The sequence below is a fragment of the Sphingomonas sp. HITSZ_GF genome, assembly GCF_029543155.1.
Taxonomy (GTDB): Bacteria; Pseudomonadota; Alphaproteobacteria; order Sphingomonadales; family Sphingomonadaceae; genus Sphingomonas.
The window spans coordinates 39844-63034 of the sequence record NZ_JARQXA010000008.1 but is presented as its reverse complement, the minus strand read 5'-3'; the positions used below and the strand labels follow the sequence as shown (position 1 = coordinate 63034).

General features: G+C 66.6%; 21 protein-coding genes. 11 read left to right on the top strand and 10 right to left on the bottom strand.

What is annotated here, in order from left to right:
• Positions 1-18: 18 nt before the first annotated feature.
• The gene (locus P6144_RS19175; protein WP_277769430.1) at positions 19-408 is read left to right on the top strand and encodes a response regulator; all 390 of its coding nucleotides are present in this window, start codon (positions 19-21) and stop codon (positions 406-408) included.
• Between the two features lie 58 nt (positions 409-466).
• On the opposite strand, the gene P6144_RS19170 is transcribed toward P6144_RS19175, so the two are convergent.
• The 5 genes from P6144_RS19170 to P6144_RS19150 all read right to left on the bottom strand — a co-directional run bounded on the left by P6144_RS19170 (position 467) and on the right by P6144_RS19150 (position 6144).
• A complete protein-coding gene (locus P6144_RS19170; RefSeq protein ID WP_277769429.1) occupies positions 467-1372 on the bottom strand; it encodes an intradiol ring-cleavage dioxygenase in 906 nt (301 codons plus the stop codon).
• 87 nt (positions 1373-1459) lie between these two features.
• Positions 1460-2719: a HAMP domain-containing sensor histidine kinase gene (locus P6144_RS19165; RefSeq protein WP_277769428.1), complete on the bottom strand. Its 1260-nt coding sequence runs from the start codon at positions 2717-2719 to the stop codon at positions 1460-1462.
• A 7-nt stretch (positions 2720-2726) separates the two neighbouring features.
• Positions 2727-3476, bottom strand: a complete 750-nt coding sequence (locus P6144_RS19160) for a response regulator transcription factor (protein WP_277769427.1) — start codon at positions 3474-3476, stop codon at positions 2727-2729.
• Between the two features lie 174 nt (positions 3477-3650).
• Positions 3651-4703 (bottom strand): hypothetical protein, encoded by a 1053-nt coding sequence (locus P6144_RS19155; RefSeq protein ID WP_277769426.1) that lies wholly within the window; start codon positions 4701-4703, stop codon positions 3651-3653.
• A gap of 157 nt (positions 4704-4860) precedes the next feature.
• Positions 4861-6144: an MFS transporter gene (locus P6144_RS19150; RefSeq protein WP_277769425.1), complete on the bottom strand. Its 1284-nt coding sequence runs from the start codon at positions 6142-6144 to the stop codon at positions 4861-4863.
• Positions 6145-6226: 82 nt separating this feature from the next.
• Between P6144_RS19150 and P6144_RS19145 the strand changes: the two genes are divergently transcribed.
• The 4 genes from P6144_RS19145 to P6144_RS19130 all read left to right on the top strand — a co-directional run bounded on the left by P6144_RS19145 (position 6227) and on the right by P6144_RS19130 (position 9160).
• Positions 6227-6799: a DUF3617 family protein gene (locus P6144_RS19145; protein ID WP_277769424.1), complete on the top strand. Its 573-nt coding sequence runs from the start codon at positions 6227-6229 to the stop codon at positions 6797-6799.
• 146 nt (positions 6800-6945) lie between these two features.
• Positions 6946-7152 carry a 30S ribosomal protein S21 gene (gene rpsU, locus P6144_RS19140; RefSeq protein ID WP_010545388.1) on the top strand — a complete coding sequence of 69 codons (207 nt, stop codon included), beginning with the start codon at positions 6946-6948 and terminating at the stop codon, positions 7150-7152.
• Positions 7153-7246: 94 nt separating this feature from the next.
• A complete protein-coding gene (locus P6144_RS19135; RefSeq protein WP_277769423.1) occupies positions 7247-7864 on the top strand; it encodes an FKBP-type peptidyl-prolyl cis-trans isomerase in 618 nt (205 codons plus the stop codon).
• A 93-nt stretch (positions 7865-7957) separates the two neighbouring features.
• On the top strand, positions 7958-9160 hold the full coding sequence (locus P6144_RS19130) for a WcaI family glycosyltransferase (protein WP_277769422.1): 1203 nt from the start codon (positions 7958-7960) through the stop codon (positions 9158-9160).
• On the opposite strand, the gene P6144_RS19125 is transcribed toward P6144_RS19130, so the two are convergent.
• Positions 9157-10941 (bottom strand): hypothetical protein, encoded by a 1785-nt coding sequence (locus P6144_RS19125; RefSeq protein ID WP_277769421.1) that lies wholly within the window; start codon positions 10939-10941, stop codon positions 9157-9159. The genes P6144_RS19130 and P6144_RS19125 overlap by 4 nt on opposite strands.
• A gap of 231 nt (positions 10942-11172) precedes the next feature.
• On the opposite strand from P6144_RS19125, the gene P6144_RS19120 reads away from it, so the two are divergent.
• The 6 genes from P6144_RS19120 (at position 11173) to P6144_RS19095 (ending at position 19351) form a co-directional block, all read left to right on the top strand.
• Positions 11173-12267 (top strand): acyltransferase family protein, encoded by a 1095-nt coding sequence (locus P6144_RS19120; protein ID WP_277769420.1) that lies wholly within the window; start codon positions 11173-11175, stop codon positions 12265-12267.
• Between the two features lie 56 nt (positions 12268-12323).
• Positions 12324-13715 carry an O-antigen ligase family protein gene (locus tag P6144_RS19115; RefSeq protein ID WP_277769419.1) on the top strand — a complete coding sequence of 464 codons (1392 nt, stop codon included), beginning with the start codon at positions 12324-12326 and terminating at the stop codon, positions 13713-13715.
• Positions 13716-13871: 156 nt separating this feature from the next.
• Entirely contained in the window at positions 13872-14483 is a 612-nt protein-coding gene (locus tag P6144_RS19110; RefSeq protein ID WP_277769418.1) for a polysaccharide biosynthesis/export family protein, read from the top strand.
• Between the two features lie 28 nt (positions 14484-14511).
• On the top strand, positions 14512-16719 hold the full coding sequence (locus P6144_RS19105) for a polysaccharide biosynthesis tyrosine autokinase (protein WP_277769417.1): 2208 nt from the start codon (positions 14512-14514) through the stop codon (positions 16717-16719).
• Positions 16720-16730: 11 nt separating this feature from the next.
• Positions 16731-17993: a hypothetical protein gene (locus tag P6144_RS19100; RefSeq protein ID WP_277769416.1), complete on the top strand. Its 1263-nt coding sequence runs from the start codon at positions 16731-16733 to the stop codon at positions 17991-17993.
• 14 nt (positions 17994-18007) lie between these two features.
• Complete coding sequence (locus P6144_RS19095; protein ID WP_277769415.1) at positions 18008-19351, top strand: O-antigen ligase family protein; 1344 nt, start codon at positions 18008-18010, stop codon at positions 19349-19351.
• On the opposite strand, the gene P6144_RS19090 is transcribed toward P6144_RS19095, so the two are convergent.
• From P6144_RS19090 to P6144_RS19075, 4 genes are read right to left on the bottom strand one after another with little or no spacing between them, the layout of a single operon-like run.
• Positions 19348-20466, bottom strand: coding sequence for a glycosyltransferase family 4 protein (locus P6144_RS19090; protein WP_277769414.1), 1119 nt, complete (start codon positions 20464-20466; stop codon positions 19348-19350). The genes P6144_RS19095 and P6144_RS19090 overlap by 4 nt on opposite strands.
• Positions 20467-20482: 16 nt before the next feature.
• Positions 20483-21265: a glycosyltransferase family 2 protein gene (locus P6144_RS19085; protein WP_277769413.1), complete on the bottom strand. Its 783-nt coding sequence runs from the start codon at positions 21263-21265 to the stop codon at positions 20483-20485.
• Positions 21262-21999: an FkbM family methyltransferase gene (locus P6144_RS19080; RefSeq protein WP_277769412.1), complete on the bottom strand. Its 738-nt coding sequence runs from the start codon at positions 21997-21999 to the stop codon at positions 21262-21264. The genes P6144_RS19085 and P6144_RS19080 overlap by 4 nt, the downstream gene beginning before the upstream one ends.
• On the bottom strand, positions 21996-23174 hold the full coding sequence (locus tag P6144_RS19075) for a glycosyltransferase (RefSeq protein WP_277769411.1): 1179 nt from the start codon (positions 23172-23174) through the stop codon (positions 21996-21998). Before P6144_RS19075 ends, P6144_RS19080 begins: the two co-directional genes overlap by 4 nt.
• Positions 23175-23191 lie beyond the last annotated feature (17 nt).

Sequence of the window (23191 nt, the reverse complement as noted above, 5' to 3'; positions counted from 1 at the left end):
CGCCACGGGCGGGCGGGCATGAACATCCTCTTCATTGAGGACGATCCGATGAACCGTCGGGTCGTGAAGGACATGCTCGACGTTGCCGGGGCGACGATGGCCGAAGCGAGCTGGGCCGAGGAGGGCCTCGCTATGCTCGACGCGGATTCGTTCGACGTCGTGCTGGTCGATCTGCGCATGCCCGGCATGGACGGTTTCGAGACCATTCAGCGCATCCGTGCGCGCGGCGACGCCAAGGGCGAGCTGCCGATCATCGTCGTCACCGCCGATACCGCGGTCGACCTGCGCGAGCGCTGCCTGGCCGTGGGTGCCGACGACGTGCTGTTCAAGCCGGTGGCGATGGACGCGCTGTTCGATTCGATCGGCCGCGTGCTCGCGATCCGCGGCGGCGGTGGGATGATCCTCTAGAAATTCGGCCAAGGCGGCGGGAGCAGGCCAGTCTCGCTCCCGCCGCTCGCGCGCGTTTTCAGCGCGCGATGCCGATCACCGCAGTGGCGGTGTAGCCGTCGGAGACGCTGCCGCTCATCGTCGGGGTCTGCTGCGCGATCTGTGCGCTGGTGTTGTCGCCGAACACATTGTCGCTGTTGATGCTCACGCTCGCGAAGTTGCGGATGCTCGTCGTGTAGCCGGTCGCGTTGTTATAGACCGTGCTGCACGCCGCGCTCGGCATGGCGAGCTGCGAGATCAGCGTGGCGTAGCGCCCGCCGGTGGCGTTCGCCAGGCTCGAGAACACTTCGAAATGGATGTGCGGCCAGCGCCCCGAATAGCAGCCCGGGAAAATGGTGGTGAAGCTCACCTGGCCATTGCTGTCGGTCACGCCCACGCCGCGCAGATAGCTTTCCGCCGGCAGGTCGTAGAGCGAGTATTTCCCGTCGCGGTCGCAGTGCCAGATATAGATGGCATAGCCTGCCAGTGGCGCGCAGGCCGAGTTCACATCGACCAGGGTGAGAGTGAGCGTCACCTGCACGCCGGCTGCGGTGGTGGTCGAGCTGCCGATGAAGCTCGAGCGGATGTCGCTGCGCACCACGTTGGACGCGGTCAGCACGTTGGAGGTGGCGCCGCTCGACGTGTTGGTGCCGTCAGCGGGATAGGGGCCGTTGGTCTCGGTCGGATCGACCACGCAGCTGCCGCTGGTCGCGGTGGCGGTGGGCGTCGGCGTGGCGGTGGCCGACGAGGTCGGGGTCGGCGTCACGGTGGTCGTGCCGGTGCTGGCGGTGCTCGCGGTGGTGCCCGATCCGCCGTCGCATGCGGCGAGCATCGCTGCGCCGCCTGCGCTGGCGAACCAGCCGAGCGCGCGTCGCCGGCTTGCCAGCAATTCCATGGTCTTCAAATCATGGGCCAGGCCCAGATCATGCGCGTCCTGATGTTCCATACCGCCTCCTTGGTCAGGGGCTCTGGTCACATCCCGGAAATACGACGTAATTTCGCGCAATGGCGAAATGTTGCAACATGTTGCAACTCAAACGGGCAGGCGCACCCGAACCCGGCCGCCGCCATCGCGATTCTCCAGCGTCACTTCGCCGCCATGTGCCTCGGTGATCGATCGGACGATCGCCAGGCCCAGGCCGGTGCCGCCGGTCTCGCGGTTGCGTGACGCCTCACCGCGCACGAACGGGGCGAACAGCGCCTCTGCCCGGGCGGGGTCGAAGCCGGGGCCGTCATCTTCCACCAGCACGTCCACCTTGCCGTCGATCGGGCGCCAATGCAGCCGGGCGCTCTCGCCATAGCGCACGGCGTTCTCGATCAGGTTGGTGAACAGCCGCCGGAGCTGCGCCGGATCGCCGCGCACCACCGCGCGCGGGCCGGATTCGACTTCCACCGGGGTGCCCGCCGCGGCCAGATCCTCGACCAGGCTCTCGATCAGGCTGCCCAGGTCGAGCTTCTGGTGCGGCGCGGCGCTGCGTTCGTCGCGGGTGAAGCGCAGCGCGGCCTTCAGCATCGCGCGCATCTCCTCGATATCCGCCTCGGCGCGCAGCCGCGCGGCGTCGGGCAGCTGCTCGACCCAGAACGCGATGCGCGACAGCGGCGTGCCGAGATCATGCGCTATCGCGCCGAGCATGGCGCCGCGATTCTCCGCCTCGTGCAGGATGCGCTCCTGCATGCTCTCCAGCGCGCGGGCGAGCTCATGCACTTCGCGCGGGCCCTTGTCGGGGATCGGCTGGCGCGCGCCCAGCCGCATCCGGGTCGCTGCGCCGGCCAGCTCGCGGATCGGGCGCGAGATGCGCCGTGCGACGCCCCAGGCGAGCAGCGAGAGCACGAGCAGCACCGCCAGCATGCCCATCAGTCGCGCCAGGTGCCAGGGCGTGAAGGTGGGGCGGAAGCTGCTCGAGGCGATGATCCAGCCGTCGCCGTCCTCCAGTGCCACGGTGAAGCTGCCGTGCATGTCCTGGTCGGGATCGCGCGCGGGGAACTGATAGAGCCCGTGCACACGTGCGGCGGGCACGCCGATCAGCCGAGCGATCGCCGCATCGCGCGCGGGGGAGGGGCGCTCGTCCTCGCGGCCGAACTTGTCCTCGCTTGTTCGCGTAATGCTCATCCGGCGCTGGGCGGAAGGCGGCACCACGCCGCCCTTCAGCGCCTCTGCAACGCGGGCAAGCGGCAGCGGTCCCGGGCCCGGCGGCGGGCCGTTGAACATGATCGTGAACTGCGTCGTCGTCGCGATCAGGGCCGCGGCGATAACCAGCAATACGATGGGAACCGTGATCGAACGGCGCGTCACTGCCGGATCACTTGGCCGTCACTTCGGTGACGAACATATAGCCTTCGTTGCGGATCGTACGGATCAGGTCCTCGGAGCCGGGCCGCGCCAGCTTCTTGCGGAGGCGGCTCATCTGCACGTCGATCGCCCGGTCGAAATGCTCGGCATTGGGCCCGCGCGAGAGATCGAGCAGCATGTCGCGGGTCAGCACGCGGCGCGGCCGCTCCACCAGTGCCAGCAACAGGCGGAACTCGCCGTCGGACAGGTTGATGATCACATCGTCTGGATCCCAGAGCTGGCGCGCCACGGGATCGAGCCGCCAGCCGGCGAAGCGCAAAAAGGCACGGGCGGGAATCGCCGTCGGCGCCGCGCCGCGATCGCCCTGGCTGCGGCGCAGCACCGAGCGGATGCGCGCCAGCAGCTCGCGCGGATTGGCGGGCTTGGGCACATAGTCGTCCGCGCCCATCTCCAGTCCGACGATCCGGTCGATATCCTCGCCGATCACCGAATGCAGGATCACCGCGGGGCCGGCCTCGCGGTCCATCGAGCGCAGGATGGTCAGGCCGTCCTCGCCGGGCATCATCACGTCGAGCACGATGAGGTCGTAATCATGGCGCGCGGTGAGCGTGCGCATCTCGGTCGCGCCCGAGGCGATATCGACGATATAGCCATGTTGCGAGAGAAAGGCCGCGGTGAGCTCGCGGATTCCGGGATCGTCATCGACGATCAGCAGGCGGGTCTCTTGGTCCAAGGCGGGGGCTAAAGCTGCTTGTGGCATTCCATAGTTTTATACGCCGAGCCTAACGCCGGTATTGCACGGCTGCAACGCGTGGAAACAATAGACGTAGCCATTTGCGCGAACCCGTAACGGTTTGTCGCAAAATCTTTTGGCCGTTTCATTTCGACGGATTCTCTCCGGGCGCTAGCGCGGACGTCCTTGTCGAGCGCCGCGCTATTGGACCGATTGCATCTGCCCGGCTGGGCGCGGCGCTTCCTGGCGCGCGATCAACGCGAGCGTTCGCTCGTTGAGCACCGGGCTCGCATCGACCATCGCATGTTGATACCCGGCCGGCGTTTCTATCGCGCATCCGGCGGAACGGAGGTCGGCAATCCCCTTGGGGTCATAAACGCGGGTGTCGTCCGGCGAGACGACGATCCGCACCCGGGCGCACTGGCCCCGCAACAGGCTCGTGAGGCTCGTGCGATAATATCGCTCGCCCCAAAAGGATTTGAGGAAAGTCTCTATTTCGGCGCACACCCGGTGCGGGCCGTTGTGTCGCCACAGGCAAGAGCCGTCGGTCAGTTTGCTCCAGTCGACCCGTTTATCCGACATCACGTCTTCGGGCGTGGTAAGCGGCGGCGCCAGGAGGATACGCGGCGGGCAATGTGCCGTGCAGGCGGCCGCTGCAAGATAGGCACCGGTACTTATTCCCACCGTCGCGACCAGCCGGTCGCCCGCCCAGCGTGTCAGCGCGCGAATTTGCTCTACCGCACCGGGCATATCCGGCGCCGGATGAAGAGTCTCGAGCTCGCCGAGATAGACGGGCATGAGGACGGTATAGCCTTTCGCTACCAACTGCTGGGCCAGGGGGCGGTTGGTGGTGATGGAGCGCGGACCACCATTCAGGTAGATTATCACGCGGCTGGCGGCATCGATGCGATCACGCGGACTATAGATCACCACCATCAACGAACCCGCGGAAGTCCGCAGGTAATTGACCTGGCGGAAGCCATGGTCTGGAAATATCTCTCCCGAACAGGCCCTGTCACCCATTTGCACATTTACGTGCATTTGAGCTTCGGAATAGCCCAGGAAGTGCCGGCAGGAAAAGCCTTTGACTGGCTTGATTTGCTTGTCGGGCTTTCCCGGCATCAGGGCTTGGCGAACATTCCTGTCCAGTCTCCTTACGGGGCCCGATTGAACAAGGACTCCCTGGTCAGTTGATTGGACCGGCACCTCCTGATTGAGTGCCGCAAGCATCAAGAAGAATGCACCGATCAACATCCATCACCGCACGATTGTTTGACGGGCTCCGAGTCCATTGGCGGATACAGGGCCGGCCGGGTTATTTCGGGCGCGCGCCAACAGCTTGCGCCGGATCGACCTCGAGGCGGGTGCCGCGGGTCATTGGAAAAATCTGCTAATGATTAGCAATAGCTAATCAGTCCTCGAGGATCTGCGAGTGTTTCGCAGTGTCCCGCATGCGCAGATAGGTGAGCAGCGAGATTGCGATCATCCCAGTGACATACCAGTAGAATCCGCGCTCCCAGCCTTCCTGTTTGAACCACAGGGCCACGCTCGGCGCGGTGCCGCCGAACAGCGCGTTGGCCAGCGCATAGGGCAGGGCCACGCCCAGCGTGCGGATATGCGCCGGAAACAGCTCGGCCTTCACCACGGCGTTGATCGAGGTGTAGCCGGTGACGATCACCAGTGCCCCGGTCATCAGCGCGAAGGCAGTCAGCCCGTCACGCGCGCCTTCCATCGCTACGAAGATCGGATAGCTGAGCAGGGTGCCGAGCACGCCGAAGCCTACCATCAGCGGCTTGCGCCCGATCCGATCGGATAGCGCGCCGGCAAGCGGCTGGATCGCCATGAACACGAACAGCGCGGCTGCGTTCACCTGTGTCGCTGCCGTGTCCGAGAAGCCGGCGGTCTTCTTGAGGAAGGCGATCGGGTAGATCGTATAGGCATAGAAGGCGAGGGTGCCGCCCGCGGTGAGCAGCATCACCACCGCGGCCTCGCGCGGATGCTCGCGCAGCAGCGCCAGCGCGCTCGATTTCTTGCCCGCCTCGCGCTTCTCGAAGCTCTCGGTTTCGGCCAGGCGCCGGCGCAGCCAGAACACGCCGAGCGCCAGCACGCCGCCCACCGCGAAGGGAATGCGCCAGCCCCAGGATTTCAGGTCGGCCTCGCTCATCACCGCCTGGAGAACCAGCAGCACGAGCAGCGCGACGAGCTGGCCCGAGATCAGCGTGACGTACTGGAAGCTGGAGAAGAACCCGCGATGCTTCCTGCCGGCCATTTCGGAGAGATAGGTGGCGCTGGCGCCATATTCGCCGCCCAGGCTCAATCCCTGGAGCAGGCGGGCGACGACCAGCGCGACTGTGGCGGCCACGCCGATCTCGCCATAGCTGGGCGTCACGGCGATCAGGATCGAGCCGGCGCACATCAGCGTCACCGACAGGGTCAGTCCGGCCTTGCGCCCGCGCCGGTCGCCGTAAATGCCCATCAGCCAGCCGCCGATCGGCCGCATGAAGAAGCCGATCGCGAAGACGATCCAGGCGCTGATGTCCTGGCTGGTGCCCTCGGGGAAATAGTGCGGCGCCAGGTAGCTGGCGAGCACCGCATAGGCATACCAGTCATACCATTCGACCAGGTTGCCGGCCGATCCTCCCAGGATCGAGCGCAGGCGGTGGCGGGTCTGGGCGGCGGTGTCGGGGCGGGTCATCGCGCCACTATAACGCGAAGATCGGTCTTGTCTTTGCCGGCGGGATCGGCTCAGGAAGCTGCGGAATTTGGAGAGGGACTTCATGAAGATGCGTGCGATCCTGCTCGCCGGCGCCGTGCTTGCGCTGGCCGGCTGCCAGTCCGCTGCGGAGCGCCAGGCGGCTGCCACCGGCGAGGTCGATGTGCAGAATGCCTCGATGGAAGAAGTTGCCAGCCTCACCAAGGCAGCGCGCGCCAAGCAGGCGATGCAGCCGGGCACCTGGGAATCGGGCACCGAGCTGGTCTCGGCCGATTTCGCGGATGGCCCGCAGCATGACGCGCAGATGCAGGCCGCCGCCAAGATCCCGCGCCACGCCGTGAAGTGCCAGACCGCGGCGGATTTGGCGCCGGTCGACATCACCATGCTCGAAAAGGTCGGCGGGCGCTGCACCTTCCCGCGATTCGTCCAGAAGGGCGGCAAGATCGACGTCGAGATCCAGTGCGACAAGGACGGCGCGAAGACCACGCTGCTCTACAAGGGCACGATGGGCAAGGATGCCTATGACGTCGCAGTGGAGCAGAATAGCGGCGCGAAAGGCCAGCCGGGCTATGCGGCGGTCAGGATGCGCGTCTATGGCAAGCGGCTCGGGCTCTGCACCGGCAAGCCGGCTGCCTGAGCGGTTCACCGCGGGGATGATGGGATAGGCCCTGTTATCCCTTGAAAAATGGGATCGACGCTGTTAGGTGGCCGCCACTTGCGCCGCTACCCTGCGTTCCGGCGAACCCTTTTCTATTGATTTGAAGATCGGAGCACTACGGGTTTATGCAGATCATCGTTCGCGACAATAACGTCGACCAGGCGCTGCGCGCGCTCAAGAAGAAGCTGCAGCGTGAGGGCGTTTATCGCGAGATGAAGCTCCGCCGCCACTACGAGAAGCCCAGCGAGAAGCGTGCTCGCGAGCGTGCTGCCGCGGTTCGCCGCGCCCGCAAGCTCGAGCGCAAGCGCATGGAGCGCGACAGCGCCCGTTGATTTCGCGATTCGGCTACGCGCGCCTCGCGCGCGTAGCTTGTCGTGACTTTCGTGACTTTCGGGTAGTCCGATACCCGCGCCTGGAGCCTTCCGCATGTCTGTGACCGCCGTTCCGCTCCAGCCCGTAAAGCGCAGCTACAAGACCTGGCTCTGGGCCGGGATCGTCCTGGCGATCGCCGTTGCGGTGGCGCTGGCCTGGACCGGCACGCGTGCGTCGGTCGCCGCCAAGGGCGACGACGCCCAGTTCCTCGCCTGGAACAAGGGCCAGATCGGCGTGCAGACCGCGCCGTCGGGCCTGCAGTATCAGGTGCTCAAGGAAGGCACCGGCCCCAAGGCGCAGGACGGCGACGGGGTGAAGGTGTTCACCACCGGCACGCTGCGCGACGGCACCATCTTCCAGCCGGCCGGCGAGATTCCGCTCCAGGTGGGCGGCGCGATCCCGGGCTTCGACGAAGCGCTCAAGATGATGAGCAAGGGCGGCAAGATGCGCGTCTGGATCCCGTCGAGCCTCGCCTATGACAAGGCCGGCCCGCAGCACCCGCTCTATGGCAAGCTCCTGCAGTTCGATCTCGAGATCAAGGACCTGATCCCGGCCGAGCAGCTCCGCCAGATGATGATGCAGCAGCAGATGATGCAGCAGATGCAGGGCCAGGGCGGCGCGCCCGGCGGTCCCCAGGGTGGTCCGCCGCCGGGTGGCCCCGAGGTCCAGTAAGCGGCCGGTCATCCGGAGGGTAGGATGAGCGGACCCGCGGGGGGCGAAGCCTCGCAAATCAGCGATAGCATTCCAGCTGCACCGGCTAGGCGCGTGCTCATCTATGCGATGAACTATGCGCCCGAGCTGGCCGGGGCAGGGCGCTATACCGGCGAGATTGGCGCCGCGATCGAAGCCACCGGCAGCACGCTCGAAGTGGTCACGGCGCCGCCGCATTATCCGGGCTGGTATGTCCGTGACGGCTATCGCCGCTGGGGCTATACCGCCGAACGATCGCCCGGCCGCCGCATCTATCGCTGCCCGCTGCTGCTGCGCCGCAAGATGGGCGGGATCTGGCGCCTGCTCGCCCCGGTCAGCTTCGCGGCCTTTTCCTTCCCTGTCCTCGCCTGGCGCATCCTGCGCTTCCGCCCGGATACGGTCTTCTGCGTCGAGCCGACGCTGTTCTGCGCGATGCCGGCGGCGCTGCTCGCCCGGCTGGTCGGCGCACGCACCGTGCTGCACGTCCAGGACCTCGAGCTGGATGCCGCGTTCGAAGTGGGCCATCTGAGCAAGCTCGCCTTTCTGCGCGGCATCGCCACCGCCTATGAGCGCGCCACGCGCCGTCTGTTCGATCGGGTGGTGACCATCTCGCTGGCGATGCGCAGCGCGCTGATCCGCAAGGGCGTGGCGCCCGAGAAGGTCGAGATCGTGCGCAACTGGGTCGATCAGTCGCGCATCGCCCCGATGTCCGGTCCCAATCCCTTTCGGGGCGAGCTCGGGCTCGATGCCGGGTGCCTGGTGGTTGAATATGCCGGCAATATCGGCACCAAGCAGGCGCTCGACCTTGTGCTGGAGGCTGCCTCGCGGCTGGTCGACGTGCCCGATCTCGTCTTCGTGATCGCGGGCGACGGGCCGGCCAAGGCCGATCTCGTCGCGCGTTACGGCCAGCTGCCCAATGTGCGCTTCCTCGATCTCCAGCCCGAAGAGAAGCTCTGCGCCTTGCTCAACCTGGCGGACCTGCACGTGCTGCCGCAGATGCGCGAGGCGGCCGATCTGGTGCTGCCCTCGAAGCTGGGCGGCATGCTGGCGAGCGGCCGGCCGATCCTGGTCACCGCGGCGGAAGGCACCGAATTGTCGGCGTTCCTGCAGGGTGCCGCCATCCTCGTGCCGCCCGGCGATGCCGATGCGCTGGCCGAGGCGATTTGCGCCTTTGCCCGCGACCGCGCCGACCCCGGGGCGGCGCGCCGCGCGGAGCTGGCCGGTGAGCTTTCCTCGACCAAGCAGCTGCCGCGCCTGATCGAGGCGATCCAGGGCTAGGGCAGCCTTGCCAGTGCGATGAACAGGCCGTTGCCGCCGTTGCGGGTAAGCTGGCTGCTTTCAATCTCCACCCCGTCCTGCGCGGTGAGCGGGTGCAGCTCGGTGCCGACAGGGCAGCCGTTTCCGGAGATGGCCCGGCTGTCTGGCAGGCGCTTGGCCAGCAGCGCGCAGGTCGCCGGATCCACCGGCCCGCGGTGCGAGATCAGCAGTACCCGGTGAAGCCCGGCGGGAAGCGGCTGCGGATCGAGGTCACTCAGCTCGATGACCGGCGCGATCGCCCGCACGCTGGGCATCAGCCCCATCTGATAGGTCAGGCCATAGGTCAGCACGGCGTCGGGGCGCACCTTGCCGACCAGCATCGCCATCGCCTTCTCGTCGAAACGATCGGTGCGTTCCTGCCATAGCGCCGGGAAGCTGGTCAGTGCGGCCACCAGCAGGATCGCGGCGATCCCGATCGCCGCGGTGTCGAACGAAAGCTGGAGCCGGGCAGCGAGGCGGCGGGCGCCGATGGCGGCGGTGACGGCGATCAGCGGCAGGAACAGCAGCATGTGCCGCGTCGGCGCGAGCGGCAGCTTTCCTGCGAGAACCGCGAGCAGCGTCAGGCCGGTCAGCGCCAGCAGGAAGGTGGCGAGCGCGGGCAGCGGGCCCCAGTCGGCGCCGGCGCGCAGGCAGCGAACGAGCGCGCGCAGGGCTATGGCGGCGCCGGCCAGCGCGCACAGCAGGATGGCAAGGCTGATGATCGCGGCCGCCCAGCCTGCGGGGTCGCTGGGGGACAGCATCGCTTCTGCGGTCAGCCAGCCATTGTGGAGGAGAAACAGCGGCGCCTTGACGATGCCGGCACCGATTCCGCCCGGGGTGAAGACGAACTCGCCGCCGGGGCCGGCATTCCAGTTGACTGCCTGGATCGTCCGCACGCGGAACAGATAGGCCGGCAGGAAGGCGATGCCGACGAGGATGCCCAGCGTCACTGCCGCGGCCAGCCGGGGCAGGTGCCTGCGCAGCCCGGCCAGGCTCAGATCGGAGAGCCGCACGTCGCGGAGCGCGAGCGAGGCCAGATAGGCGGCCACCGGCAGGATGGCCTGGTAGCTGGTATAGACCGCCAGGACGAGCAGGAGCGCGCGCAGGGCGATCTCGCGCCAGCGCAGGGCGAGCGCGGGCCGGGCGGCGTCGTGGATCGTCAGCCAGATCAGCGCCGTCGCGACGAACACCGTCGCGGCATAGGGATGCATCTGCGCCGACATGACGACGAACTCGCGTGACAAGGCGAGGGTCGCGAGGATGATCAGCGCAGTCGCCGGGAAGGCCTCGGGGGCGAGCCGCCGGGAGAGCGGGATCACCGCCAGCAGCGTCGCGATCGCGAACAGCAGCGACGGGATCCGGCCGAGCAACTTGGCCTGCGCATAGTCCAGCTGCGGCCCGATCAGCGCCGGGGTGAGCAGGAAGGGCAGCGGGGCATAGGTCCATTTCATCGGCACCGCGGCGACGGGATAGGCGGCCAGCGCGTCGATCGCCGCCGATGCGGCGGGGTTTGCGGCGAGCTTGAGCATCGCCTCGGTCCGGGGGGTGCCCTGGCCGCGCGCTTCCTTCTCGCGGGCTTCCTCGGCCAGATGGGCGCTGGTCTGCGGATGCAGCCGGGCTTCCGCCAGCGTCGCAGCCACGCCCAGATCATCGGCATGGCCGAACTGATGGCCGAGCAGCGCGACGCGCATGCCGATGGCGCAAAGCAGCACCAACAGGACCGCGGCCGCCACGATCGACCCCTTTTGCTTCCAGAAGCGCATTCTCGGATCCCACCCTCTTGGACCTTCGCCAGGAAAGGCGAACCCGGCCCGTGCAATAGGGGCTAGTGCGCGGCAGGGCCATAGCGGTGCGCGGCGGCGGTACGAAATCGGTGCGCCGCTTCCCATGCGCCCGGCCGACTGTTACTGCGGCAGGTATCGACAGGGGCCGGTGGCCCAGGGGAGCGGGATGTACGAGTTTGACGGCGCGCGGCGCCGCTTGGCACGGTGCTGATGCGCGGCCAGGCTGAGGAAATTCCTGCAACTGCTGCGCGCGACCAGTCGCTCGATGCCCTCCGGGGCGCGCTGATCATCGCCGTGATCGTCGGGCATTTCCCGTTCCAGAAACTGGCCGGACCGACCCACGACGTGGTGTGGGCGCTGGGTGAGATATTCTACCTCTTCCACGTCTCCGCCTTCTTCGCGCTCTCCGGCGTGCTGGTGAAGCCCTTCAAGTCGTGGAGCAACACGGTCCGGGGCGTCGCCCCCCTGATCACCGCCTATCTGTTCTGGGTGCTGGTCTCGCGCGCCGAATATGTCACCGGGCTGCAATGGGTGCGGATCGCCGATCTGGTGGTGTTCGCCAATTCGCGCGCGATCAACGGGATCATGTGGTTCCTGCCCGTGCTGGTCTCGCTGCGCCTGGTCATGCAGGCATATTTCAGCGTGCCCAGGCCGGTTCGCCTGCTGTTCCTGGCGGTCTCGGCCGGGACGGTGCTGTTCCATGGCGAGGTCGAGCGGATTCATGGCTGGGTGCCTTGGGGCCTCGACACTGCCTTCTACCACCTGCCGATCGCGCTCGCGGCGCGGCATCTCTATCTGAATCGACGCCCCGGGGATGCGCGGTTCGTGGTACCGGCGCTGCTTTTCCTCGTCGCTGTCGCGGCGCTCTACATTTTCCAGCCGATGGGTGTGCTGCATCGCATCCTGATCGCGGATTTCGTGGTGCCCGCGAACCCGCCGCTCTATCTGGCTCTCGGCGTGACGGTCTGCGCGCTGATCGTGGCCGCTGCGCGAATCCGGCCGCCCTACTTCCTCGTCGTCGCCGGCCTTTTCAGTTTCCCGATCTACATCCTCCACGCCAAGCTGCTCCAGGTCGGCTCCGGATTCATCGGAATCGGCGGGCCGTGGCTGAGCCCGATCCTGTTCGTGCTCTTAACTGCGGCCGCCACGCTGATCCCCGTGCTGGTATCGGCAGTGGCGAGCGCGGTCAGCTTTCCGCTGGCGCGCTATTTCGGCATGGCGCCGGGATCGCCCGATCCGCGCTGGCGCTCCTTGCGGTCTATTTTTCTGCGGCGGGATGGCGGCGGGCCGGTCCAGCCCACTTGAAACCCTTTGGCGGATACCGCAAACGACGCAACCTTTTGCCGACAGGTGCCTAGTTGATGTTCGTTCCCACGCCCCGGCGGACTTCCGCGAAACCAGACTGGGAACCGCGCAGCCTCATCCTGATCCTTGCGCTGCTTGCCTGTGCCTTCGCGGGCGGCTCGTCGCGCTCGGATGTCGGGGCATTGCTGGTGCTGCGGCCGCTTCTGGTGCTGTGCATCGTCGTGTTGGCTGCGCTTCCGATGGGTGCGACGGCCAGGGGGCGGCGGCTTCCGCTTATCGGGCTTTCGGTTCTGGCGGCGATCATCGGCCTGCAGCTCATCCCGCTGCCGCCCGGCCTTTGGGGCGTGCTGCCGGGCCATGGGCCCTATCTCGAGGCCGCTGCAGCGGCCGGCATGCCGCAGCCGTGGCGACCCATTTCGCTGACGCCCGACGCTACATGGAACGCGCTGCTGGCGCTGCTGCCGGCATTCGCCGTGCTATTCGCGGTGCCGACCCTGTCGACGCGGCAGCTCGGCTGGGTCGTGGTGGCGATCGTCGGTATAGGCTGCCTCAGCGCCTTGATCGGCGTCCTGCAGATCAGCGATGATACCAATTTCCAGCTCTATCGGCCTGCCCATGTCGGTGCCGGATTGCTCGCCAACCACAACCACCAGGCCGCGCTGCTGGTCTGCATCATCCCGCTTCTCCGCCTGTGGACGCTGCTGCCCCTGCACAATCCGGATAGGGCGCGGCTGCGCGCGATCGTGGCCGTGGGGATCGGCTTCAGCCTGGTCCCGGTGATGCTGGCAGTCGGATCGCGCTCCGGCCTGGTGCTCTTCCCGATCGCAGTGCTTGGCGCGGCGCTGATCCAGCCGCGTGGCTTGATCGGCGGGCTCAATCGCAAGCAGGGACTGGCAATTGCGGCGGCGGTGCTTGTGCTGACCATCATTGCCGTCATTGTGACGATTTCCTTCGGTCGGGCGATCACGATCGGTCGTTTCGCCGCCTTCGATGCCGATGCGGAGTTGCGCGTCACCACCTTGCCGACGACGCTGGCGATGGCGCGCGATTTCTTCCCGTTCGGGATCGGGTTCGGCGCCTTCGATCCCGTCTTCCGCAGCTACGAGCCGGACAGCGCGCTGCACTACAGCTACTTCAACCACGCGCATAATGACTGGCTGGAACTGCTGATCACCGGCGGGCTCCCGGCAGTGCTGCTGCTGCTCGTTTTTCTCGGCTGGGGCGTCAGGCGGGCACGGGCGATGTATCGCGAAGGCGGTCTGGGTTCGGAAGTGGCCCGCACCGGAATGTTGATCGCGGTTCTACTGGGCCTGGCCAGTATCACCGACTATCCGCTTCGTACGCCGTTGTTGTCTGCGTTGTTCGCGTTGGGCTGCTGGATGATGACTAGTTCGGCGGGTGCATTCAGCGATTCCAATAGCATCCGGCGCCGTCGCTCCAGCCATTAGTCCTTTACCCTTGGCAGGGCGCGCGATATCAGCGCTTTCATCTATTGCGAGGCATCGATTCAGATGAAGTTTTGGGTTCTGGGGGCGTGTATCGCTGCGCTCGCGCTGGGGGGCTGCGCTGGTGAGAAGTTCGTTGGACGCCCCGGACTAGAGTTTGTGCCGGGGGGTCCTCTGCCGGCTCCCGAGCGGAGCGATCTGGTTGCGGGGCAGCGCGAATATCTCATTGGCCCGTATGACGAACTCAAGGTTCAGGTGTACGGGATCGACGAGCTGGAGCGCACCGTCCAGGTCGATGCTTCCGGCAATATCTCGCTTCCGCTGGTCGGTGGAATGGACGCCGCCGGCAAGTCGCCGCTGGAGCTGGCGCGTGCGATCGAGACTTCGCTGCGCGGCCGCTATGTCCGCGATCCGCAGGTCACGGTGAACGTGTCCAAGGTCAACCAGCTGGTCACGATCGACGGGCAGGTCAAGAAGCCCGGCATGTACCCGATCATGGGCAAGCTGACGCTGATGCGTTCGGTTGCGCTTGCGGAAGGGGCGGGCGACTATGCCGATCTCAAATATGTCGTGGTCTTCCGGACGGTGAACGCGAAGAAAATGGCCGCGCTCTACGACCTCCGCTCCATTCGTCAGGGGATCATGGACGATCCGGAGCTCTATGCGAACGATCTGATCTATGTCGGGGAATCGCGCGGAACGCGCCTGTTCCAGACCTTTATCCAGGCGTCGCCGATCCTGACGACCGCCGTTCTCGCCGTGCTCAACTGAGCCTCGCTGGATTTTGCACAAGATGAATATGATCGAATTGCGGGCTCAGGGGGCCGACGAAGGCGAGCTGGTACACGATAATCGTGGGCTGGCGCCGGAGGGCGGAGCGTCGTTCATTCCGCATCTGCTGTCGGTGATCCGTCGGCGGAAATGGCTCGTCATCGGCACCACCATTGCCGCCGTGCTGCTGGGCATCCTGGTGACGTTGCTGATGGCGCCGCAATATACGGCGCGCGCCACGCTGGAGATCCAGCGCGAGAATACCGGCCTGACCAATGTCGACACCACCCAGTCGAGCACGATGATGGTCGACCAGGAATTCTACGAAACCCAATATGGCCTGCTGCAGTCGCGCAGCCTGGCGGAGCGCGTGGTCAAGGATCTGGGTCTGGCGGACAGCAAGCCCTTCCTCGATTCCTTCGGCGTGAAGACCGCGGACTGGTTCAATGGCTCGCGCATCTCGCGCGCGGCGCCGCCGGCTCCGGAGCGCATGCGCATCGCAAGCGATATCCTGCTCAGCCGGTTCAAGGTCGCGCCGGAGCGCATGTCGCGCCTCGTCGGCATCAGCTTCACCAGCCCGGATCCGGCGCTTTCGAAGCGCGTCGTCGATGCCTGGTCGGCGGCTTTCGTCCAGGAGACGCTCGATCGCCGTTTCGAGGCGACGGCCTATGCCCGCAAGTTCCTCGAGGGCAAGCTCTCGCAACTGCGCGGCCGCATCGATGAATCCGAGCGACGCCTCGTCGATTACGCCTCGCGCGAGGGGATTGTGAATCTCCCCGCAGGCGACAATGGCGACGGCGCGTCGAGCCCCGAGCGTCCGATCGCTGCGGACGACCTGACCTCGCTGAACCGAGAGCTGGCGCGCGCGACTGCTGATCGCGTGCTTGCAGAGAGCAAGCTGCGCGCCGGCGGCGGCCAGTCCGCCGAAGTGGCGCAGAACCCGACGGTCGTCTCGCTGCGCAGCAAGCGCGCCGAGCTGGCCGGCGACTATGCCAAGATGCGCGCTACCTTCGAGAGCGAGTATCCGCCCGCCAAGGCGCTCGAGAGCCAGATCGCCCAGCTCGATCGGGCCATCGGTCAGGAAGAGAAGCGGATCGGCGGCACGCTGCGCCAAGCCTATGAGGCCAGCGTCAAGCGTGAAGACGAACTGAAGTCCGAAGTGAGCGGCCTCAAGACGGGCATGCTCGACATGCGCCGCCGCAGCATCCAGTATAACATCTTCCTGCGCGACGTGGACACCAACCGCCAGCTCTATGACGGCCTGCTCCAGCGCTACAAGACGATCGGCGTGGCGGGCAGCGTCGGCCTGAACAACATCTCGGTGGTGGACGGTGCCGAAATGCCGCGCACGCCTTCCAGCCCGAAGCCGCTGCTCAATATCCTGATCGCAGTGGCCGCGGGCCTGTTCCTCGGCTTGAGTGCTGCGCTGGTGTTCGAGCAGCTCGACCAGGGCGTGGACGATCCCGCCGAGGTCGAGGCACTGCTGGGCGTGCCGTTGCTTGGCACGGTGCCGCAGACGGGCGACACCGATCCGCGCACCGCGCTCGGCGATCCCAAGTCGCCGATCACGGAAGCCTATCTGTCGCTGCGGACGAACCTTTCGTTCGCCACCGATCACGGCACCCCGCATGTCTTCGCGGTCACCAGCACGGGGCCTGCGGAAGGCAAGACGACCACCAGCTACGCGCTTGCGCGTAGCCTGGCCCGGGCCAATCGCAAGGTGCTGCTGATCGATGCCGACATGCGTTCGCCGTCGATCCACTACATGTTCGAAGTCGGCAACAAGATGGGCCTCTCGAACTATCTGGCGGGCAGCGACGACGCCGCCGCGCTGATCGTCCCGACCAGCGTGGAAGGGCTCTGGATCATGCCGGCCGGCCCGCAGCCGCCCAGCGCGCCGGAGCTGCTTTCGAGCGAGCGTTTCGAGAAGCTGATCGCCGAGCTGCGTGGCTCGTTCGATCACCTGATCCTCGACGCGCCGCCGGTGATGGGCCTTGCCGACGCGCCGATCATCGGCAGCAAGGTCGAGGGTGCGGTGTTCGTCGTGGAATCGCACGCGACGCAGAAGGGCCTGGCCCGCGTCGCCGTCACGCGCATGATGGCCGCGAACGCGAACATGCTCGGCGCGATCCTGACCAAGTTCAACGTGCGCCGTGCGCATTACGGCTATGGCTATGATTACGGCTATGGCTATGGCTATGGCGACACTGCGAAGCGGGGCACGCCTGCGGCATGAGCCCGCAACGCGTGCCTCCTCGGTTCCAGGTCCTAAGTTCGCGTCCAGCGCTGGTTCGCATCGCGGCAGCGGTGCTGCTCGGCATCGTGCTGCTCTGGCTCGTGCTGGCCGTCACGATTTCGCAGGTCTATTCGCGGAGCAATCCCCCGCTGAGCCTGGGATGGTTCCCGGGAACTGCGGAGGCGCATGCGGCGCGCGCCGCCTCGACCATGACCAGCGACCTGAAGCCGGAATCGCTGGCACAGGCGGAGAAGGACGCGAAGGCAGCGTTGAAGCGCGAGCCGGGCAATGTCGAGGCGATCCGCACGCTCGCGCTATTGGCCGACGTGCGGAACGACCGGCCCGGTGCTGCGCGGCTCATGCAGCTCAGCGAGCGCCTGTCTCGCCGCGATCTCGGCACGCAATTGTGGCTCATCGAGCATGATGTGAGCGAGCAGGACATCGAAGGTGCGCTGCTCCACTATCACCGCGCGCTGTCGGTTTCGGGACCGGCGCGCGACCTGTTGCTGCCGGTGCTGGTCCAGGCATCGTCCGATCCCGCGATCACGCAGCCGCTGGCCCGCCGCCTGGCGCAGCGGCCGCTCTGGTGGTCGGCCTTCGTCAATGCTCTGGTCCAGTCGGATGCGCCGGCCGGGCCGCATTATGCGGCCCTCCTGCTGCCGCTCCACCTCAACCCCGCACTTGAGGAAGACCGCAAGACGCTGATCGACGTGATCGAGAAGCTCGTGGGCGCCAAGCAATATGCGATCGCCGCGGACATCTATGCCCAGGCCCGCAAGGTCGATCCTCGCCGGTCGGGGGTGCGCGACGGCGGTTTCGAGCTCCACAACGAGATGCCGCCCTTCGAGTGGCGCCTGGCGGACGATCCGGGCGCCGGGGTTGCGATCGGGCCGGCGGAAGGCGGTGAGGGCTATCATCTCATCGTCTCCAACGAAGCGGCCGCCGGGACCCAGCTTGCCCGCGAGTTCCTGATGCTTCCTGCGGGCCGCTATCGGTTGCGCGCCCGGGTCGGTGCCGGACCCGAGGATCGCCAGCAGGTCCCGGTGCTTTCCGTGCAGTGTATCGGCGGCAAGGAGGCCGCGCGCATGCCTGTGGCCGCGAACGGCCAGGGCCAGAACATCGCGCAGGACTTCTCGATCGGGGCGGACTGCCCCGGGCAGTGGCTGGCCGTGCTTTCCACCGGCGTCGGTGGCGCCCAGTCCGAAATCTGGATCGACGACGTCTCGGTGCGGCGGCTGGATGCGCCCCATGCCGCGTCGCGGTCCGCGAAGTAGGAAGGACGGCGGAGTTGGCTCAGCTTGCGCCTGGGGCGGGGATGGTGCGCGGCCGGTTTGATCTGGGCGAAATGATCCAATACGCGGTCATTCTGCTGCTGCCGCTGACCATGGCGGTGGAATTCCGGTCGATCGGCACCCTGTATCTGCACGATTTCCTGTCGGTGCTCATCGCGGCCGTGCTGCTGACCCGCAAGGGTGCGCTGCACCGGCTGCAGCCGGTGGTGCCGTTCCTGGTGCTGCTGCTGATCGGCCTTGTCGGCACCATCATCTCCGACATCTATCAGGCGACGCCGGTTGAGGATTACTCGCGTGCCTGGGCGCGTACCGCGTTCTTCGGCATCAACACCGTGATGATCTGGCTGCTGACGGGCGGCAAATGGCGTCTGCTGGGCACTTATCTGTTCGGTGTCGGCCTGGCGCTGACGTTGCATTCGCTGACGACCTCGGATTCGCTGATTTCCTCCGACCCGCTGAAGTTCGGCGTCGGCATCGGTATCAGCCTGATGATCGCCGGCATTAGCGTGCTGCCGTTCTTCGAGCGGCCCGAGGTGCGCCGCGCCATTCCGGTGCTGCTCCTCGTGCTCGCGCTCTTCTGCCTGTTCAGGAACTCGCGTTCTATCTTCGCGACCTTGTTCCTGGCGCTCTGCTTTGCGATGCTGGTCCTCTATGTGCGGCAGTATCCCAAGATGGCCGCCAAGATCACGCCTTCCTCGTTCGCCGTGCTTCTCATCATGGGGTTCGTCGGCGCGCAGCTCATGTCGGCCGCCTATGGATGGGGTGCGGATTCGGGCCTGTTCGGCCAGGCGGCGCAGGCGAAGTTCCGCGCGCAGACCGCGGGCGATCTCAACTTCCTGCTGGCCGGGCGCACCGAGTGGCTCGCCACGGTCCAGGCCATCAAGGATTCCCCGATCATAGGCCACGGGTCCTTCGCCAAGGATTCGCACTATGTGCGGATGTACTTCATCGAGCTGCAGCGCCTCGGCCTGTCCTACAGCTACGACTATTATGTGCGGACCTACGGCTTCGGCATTCCGCAGCACTCGTTCGTGCTCGGCGCCTGGGTGGAGGGCGGAATCCTGGCCGCGCTCGTGTGGATCTGGGGGCTGTGGCTGGTGCTACGGGCCATGTTCCACACGCTGAAGATCAGCCCGGTCCCGGTGTACCTGGTGTCGGTGACGGTGATGTTCTTCGTCTGGGACATCCTGTTCTCGCCCGCCGGCGCCGAGGCGCGTGTGGTGAAGGCGGTGCAGATCTGCATCCTCGTTGCCGCGATGCCCGCGGCGAAAAAGCTTCGAAAGCCGAAGGCTGTGGCGGGGGGGGCAATGCCCCGGGGCGCGGCGCGCCGGCGAGGCTAGGAGCGGATCAGCTCCAGGGCGGCGTCCACGAAGACTGGGATGTCGCCTTTCTGGCTGAACTTGCCGGCCTCGGTCGCCATTGCGCGCCACAGCGTTTCGTCATCGCTCAGGCTGCGCATGAAATAGGCCATGCCTTCGGGATTGTCCGGCTCGACGACAAAGCCGTTCACCCCGGTGCGGACCTGCACGTCGCGGGCGCCGACATTGTCGGAGACGATCACCGGCAGGCCCAGCGCCTGCGCCTCGAGCACGACGATGCCGAACTGCTCCTCGATGCTGGGCAGCAACAGGCAGAGCGCGCGGCCGAGCTCGGTCGCGACATCGGCGGGGAGGACGTTGCCGCGCACCTCGATCCAGTCCTCCAGGCCATGCGCCGCGATGCGCTCGCGGATGTCCGCCTCCAGCGGGCCGGAGCCGCACAGGATCAGCTTGCGCGGCGAGGTCGCCGTCGCCTTGTACCGCGCATAGGCGTCGACGAGCATCACATGGTTCTTCTTGGGCACCAGGCGAGCGATGCTCAGGAAATGGCGCTCCCCATGGGGAAGGCCGCCGGGAGCGGGCTCTGCGCCGGCAGCAGCGCGCACGCGGTCCATCGAGATCGAGTAATAGCCGCGGCGGATCCGATCCGGGTTCACGCCGAGGAAGCGGATATAGTCCTTGCAGCGCAGGCTGGCGGTGAGCGCGCCGTGATAGGGCGTCATGAAGAAGGACTTGCCCAGCTCGCGGCGCAGATGGCGGGGGTAATCGTCGAACTTCGAATCGGAAAGCACGTACAGCCGGCAGCCGAGCAAGCGGAGCGCCCAGGCCGAGAGCAGGATATAGGGTTCCTGATAGTGGCAGAAGAAGACGTGCTTGATCTTCCGCGCCCGCACCGTCTGCACGATCTTGCGGGCGATCTGGAGCGTGCCGGGGCGCACCTGCTGCTCGCTGCCGTCGAACAGGGTCACCTGCTCGAAGCCCGTGCCCTGCCAGCGGCCCCAGCCATAGGTGCCGCTCTTCGAGAAGAGCTCGATGCCGGTCAGCTTTGCCCCATCGGGCAGCGCTGCCGCCAGGGCTTCGCACTCATCGATATGGGTCGGGCCGAAATTGTCCCACAGGAAGGCGATGTTCGACATCGGCTGTTTCCGGTCTTCAGGAGGTCAGCTTGGCGAGAACCCGCTTGGGATCGCTGGCGAGGTGGAGCGGGCGCAGCAGCTTCGCTCGCAAATGGTCGGCGGCGGCGGGGGGGCGGCCATGGACCTTGGCGAACATGCGCGCGCAATCGGCGAGATAGCGCTCGCGATTGGTGCCGCTGCCGGTGATCGAGTTGGGGTAGAGGCGGAACAGGCCCCAGTCGCGCCATACCCGGGCGAAGCGCGACCCGCGCAGCGCCATGTCGAGAAAGGCCTCGGCATCCCAGCAGGTGCGATTGTCGACGTTGAAACCGCCGGCGGCGCGCAGCGCCTCGGTCCGCATGAATGCCGATTGCTGCACGATGAAGGTCAGCCCGTCGGCATAGGCCTGGGGCGTGACTGTCTTGCTGGGGATCAGATGCTTGGTGCGCTTGCCCTGCTCGTCGACGAAATAGCCCTTGCCATAGGCCACGTCGATTTCGGGATGTGCCTCCAGGAACGCCGCCGCTTCGGCCAGCGCATCGGGCAGCAGCTCGTCATCGGCGTTGATATAGCCGAACAGCGTGCCGGTGGCCGCCGCCAGACCCTTGTTGAGCCCGTCGCCGGGGCCCGTGTCCTTCTCGAAGATGACCTTGGCGATGCGGTCGCGGTAGCGTTCGATGATCTCGCGGCTGCCGTCGGTCGAACCGGGATCAACGACGATATACTCGACGTCTACACTCTTCTGGCTGAGTACCGACTGGATCGCGCGCTCGAGATAGGGCGCCTGGTTGAAGGAGATCGTGACGATCGAGAACTTCATGCAGCACCTCCCTCGCGGTCGGCGCGGACGAAGAGGCAATCCGCCTGGGTCGGACCGAATTCCGCAGTGCTTACCTGATTGTACACGCCGCGCAGCAGAAACCCGCGCGACGCGAGATAGGCGCGGACGTCCTCGAACAGGGCCTGGCCTTCATAGAGCTCGACGAACGACAGCTCGACATAGATGAAATCGATCCGGTCGAGGCTCTGGATGCCTTCCAGCACCTCCAGCTCGGCGCCCTGGACGTCGATCTTGAGCAGGATCGGGCCCTGCAGCGTGGCCGGGTCGATCACCGCCTCCAGCGGCTTGACGCTGACGGTGATCTCGCGCGCGGTTGAGACGCCGAAGGCGGCAGCCTGCCCGGCGCCGGGCTTGAGCAGCGAGGAGCTGTCGTCGCGATCCGCCACGTAGAAACGCGCCTCGCGCGCTTCCTTGCCGAGCGCGACCTTGTGCAGCTGAGTGTGGCCATCGCCCTTGAACACGGCCTCGAAGCGCTCGCCGGCCATGGGAAGGGGCTCGAAGGCGTGGATCTGGGTTTCGGGCAAGGTGCCGCGCACGGCAGTGGCAAACTGGCCCTTGTTGGCGCCGACATCGAGCAAGGTGGCGGGCGCGCAGAAGCGGATCGCCTCGAGATGCTCGACGGCGGCGGCAACGCGCTGTCCGAGCAGCGCGGAGCGGAAGCGGGCGTTGGGAAGCAGGCTGGCGACCTTCGCTGCCTTGCGCGCGATGCTCATTTGCCTGCCCCGTAATCTTGCATGGTTTTCACAATCGTCTGCGCCGCGGCGCCGATGCGGAAGCGCTGCTCGAAGCAGCGGCGCGCGGCCTTGCCCATCGCAGCGCGGGTTTCCGGCGCGAGCGCCACGAACTCCCGCAGCAGCGCGTCGGCGCTCTCCTGGGTGTCGGTGCCGATCAGTGCGGCGCCGTCTTCCTTCACCTCGCGCCACAGGTTCACCTTGTCGGTGATCAGCACCGGTCGCTCGCAGGCCAGCGCCTCGGCGACGACGATCCCGAAATTCTCGCTGTGCGAGATCAGCGCGAAGGCGTCGCAGGCGCGGAACGCACCCCATTTGACGTCATGCTCGATCATCCCGGTCCAGTGGATCCGATCGGCGATGCCGAGCGAGGCCGCAAGGTCCTGAAGCCGCGCCTGCCAGCCGTCCTGGTCGGGACCGGCCATCACCAGGTCGAGCTCGGGGCGCTCCGCCGCGATGCCCGCAAAGGCCTTGATCAGCAGGTCGCAGCCCTTCTTGGCGTGGATCCGGCTGAGGAACAGCAGGAAAGGCCGCTCGCCGAGCGCCGGCACGGCGGCGCGGAAGGCGCGGACGGTCTGCTCGGGATCGCCCTCGGCATCGCGGCTGCCGAAGCCGACGATCGCCGGGTTCACCTTGTAGGGCAGGAAAATGTCCTGCGCGAGCACGCGCTCCTCCTCGGTGGTGAACATCACCGCCGTGGCGTTCCGCATCAGCACGCCTTCGTTGAACGGCCAGACGAAGGACTTGACGAAATGCTTGTGCGGATAGGCGCTGCGGAACCAGGGATCGAGCGATCCGTGCGGGAAGACGAAATAGGGCGTGTCCGATCCCACCAGCACGCGCCGCGCCGCCAGGGTGGAGTAGTTCCACAGCGAATGGACCAGCACGCCGTCATAGCGCTTCCGGTTCTCGCGCAGCCACGGCACCATCAGCGGCGAATAGGAGAAGCGGCGCAGGAAGGGCTGGGGGCCCGTGCGCGCGTCGGGCCCGCCGCGCTTGCCCAGCGCGAAGACGCCTTCATTATCGGCCCGGATATAGGGCGCCTCGGGATCGTCGAGCGTCACGACATCCGCCACATGCCCATCGGCACGCCATGCCTCGACAAGGCGGCGGACGCCCTCGGCCGGCCCCCCATATTCCGGGTCGAGGGTCAACATGACGTTGAGGATGCGCA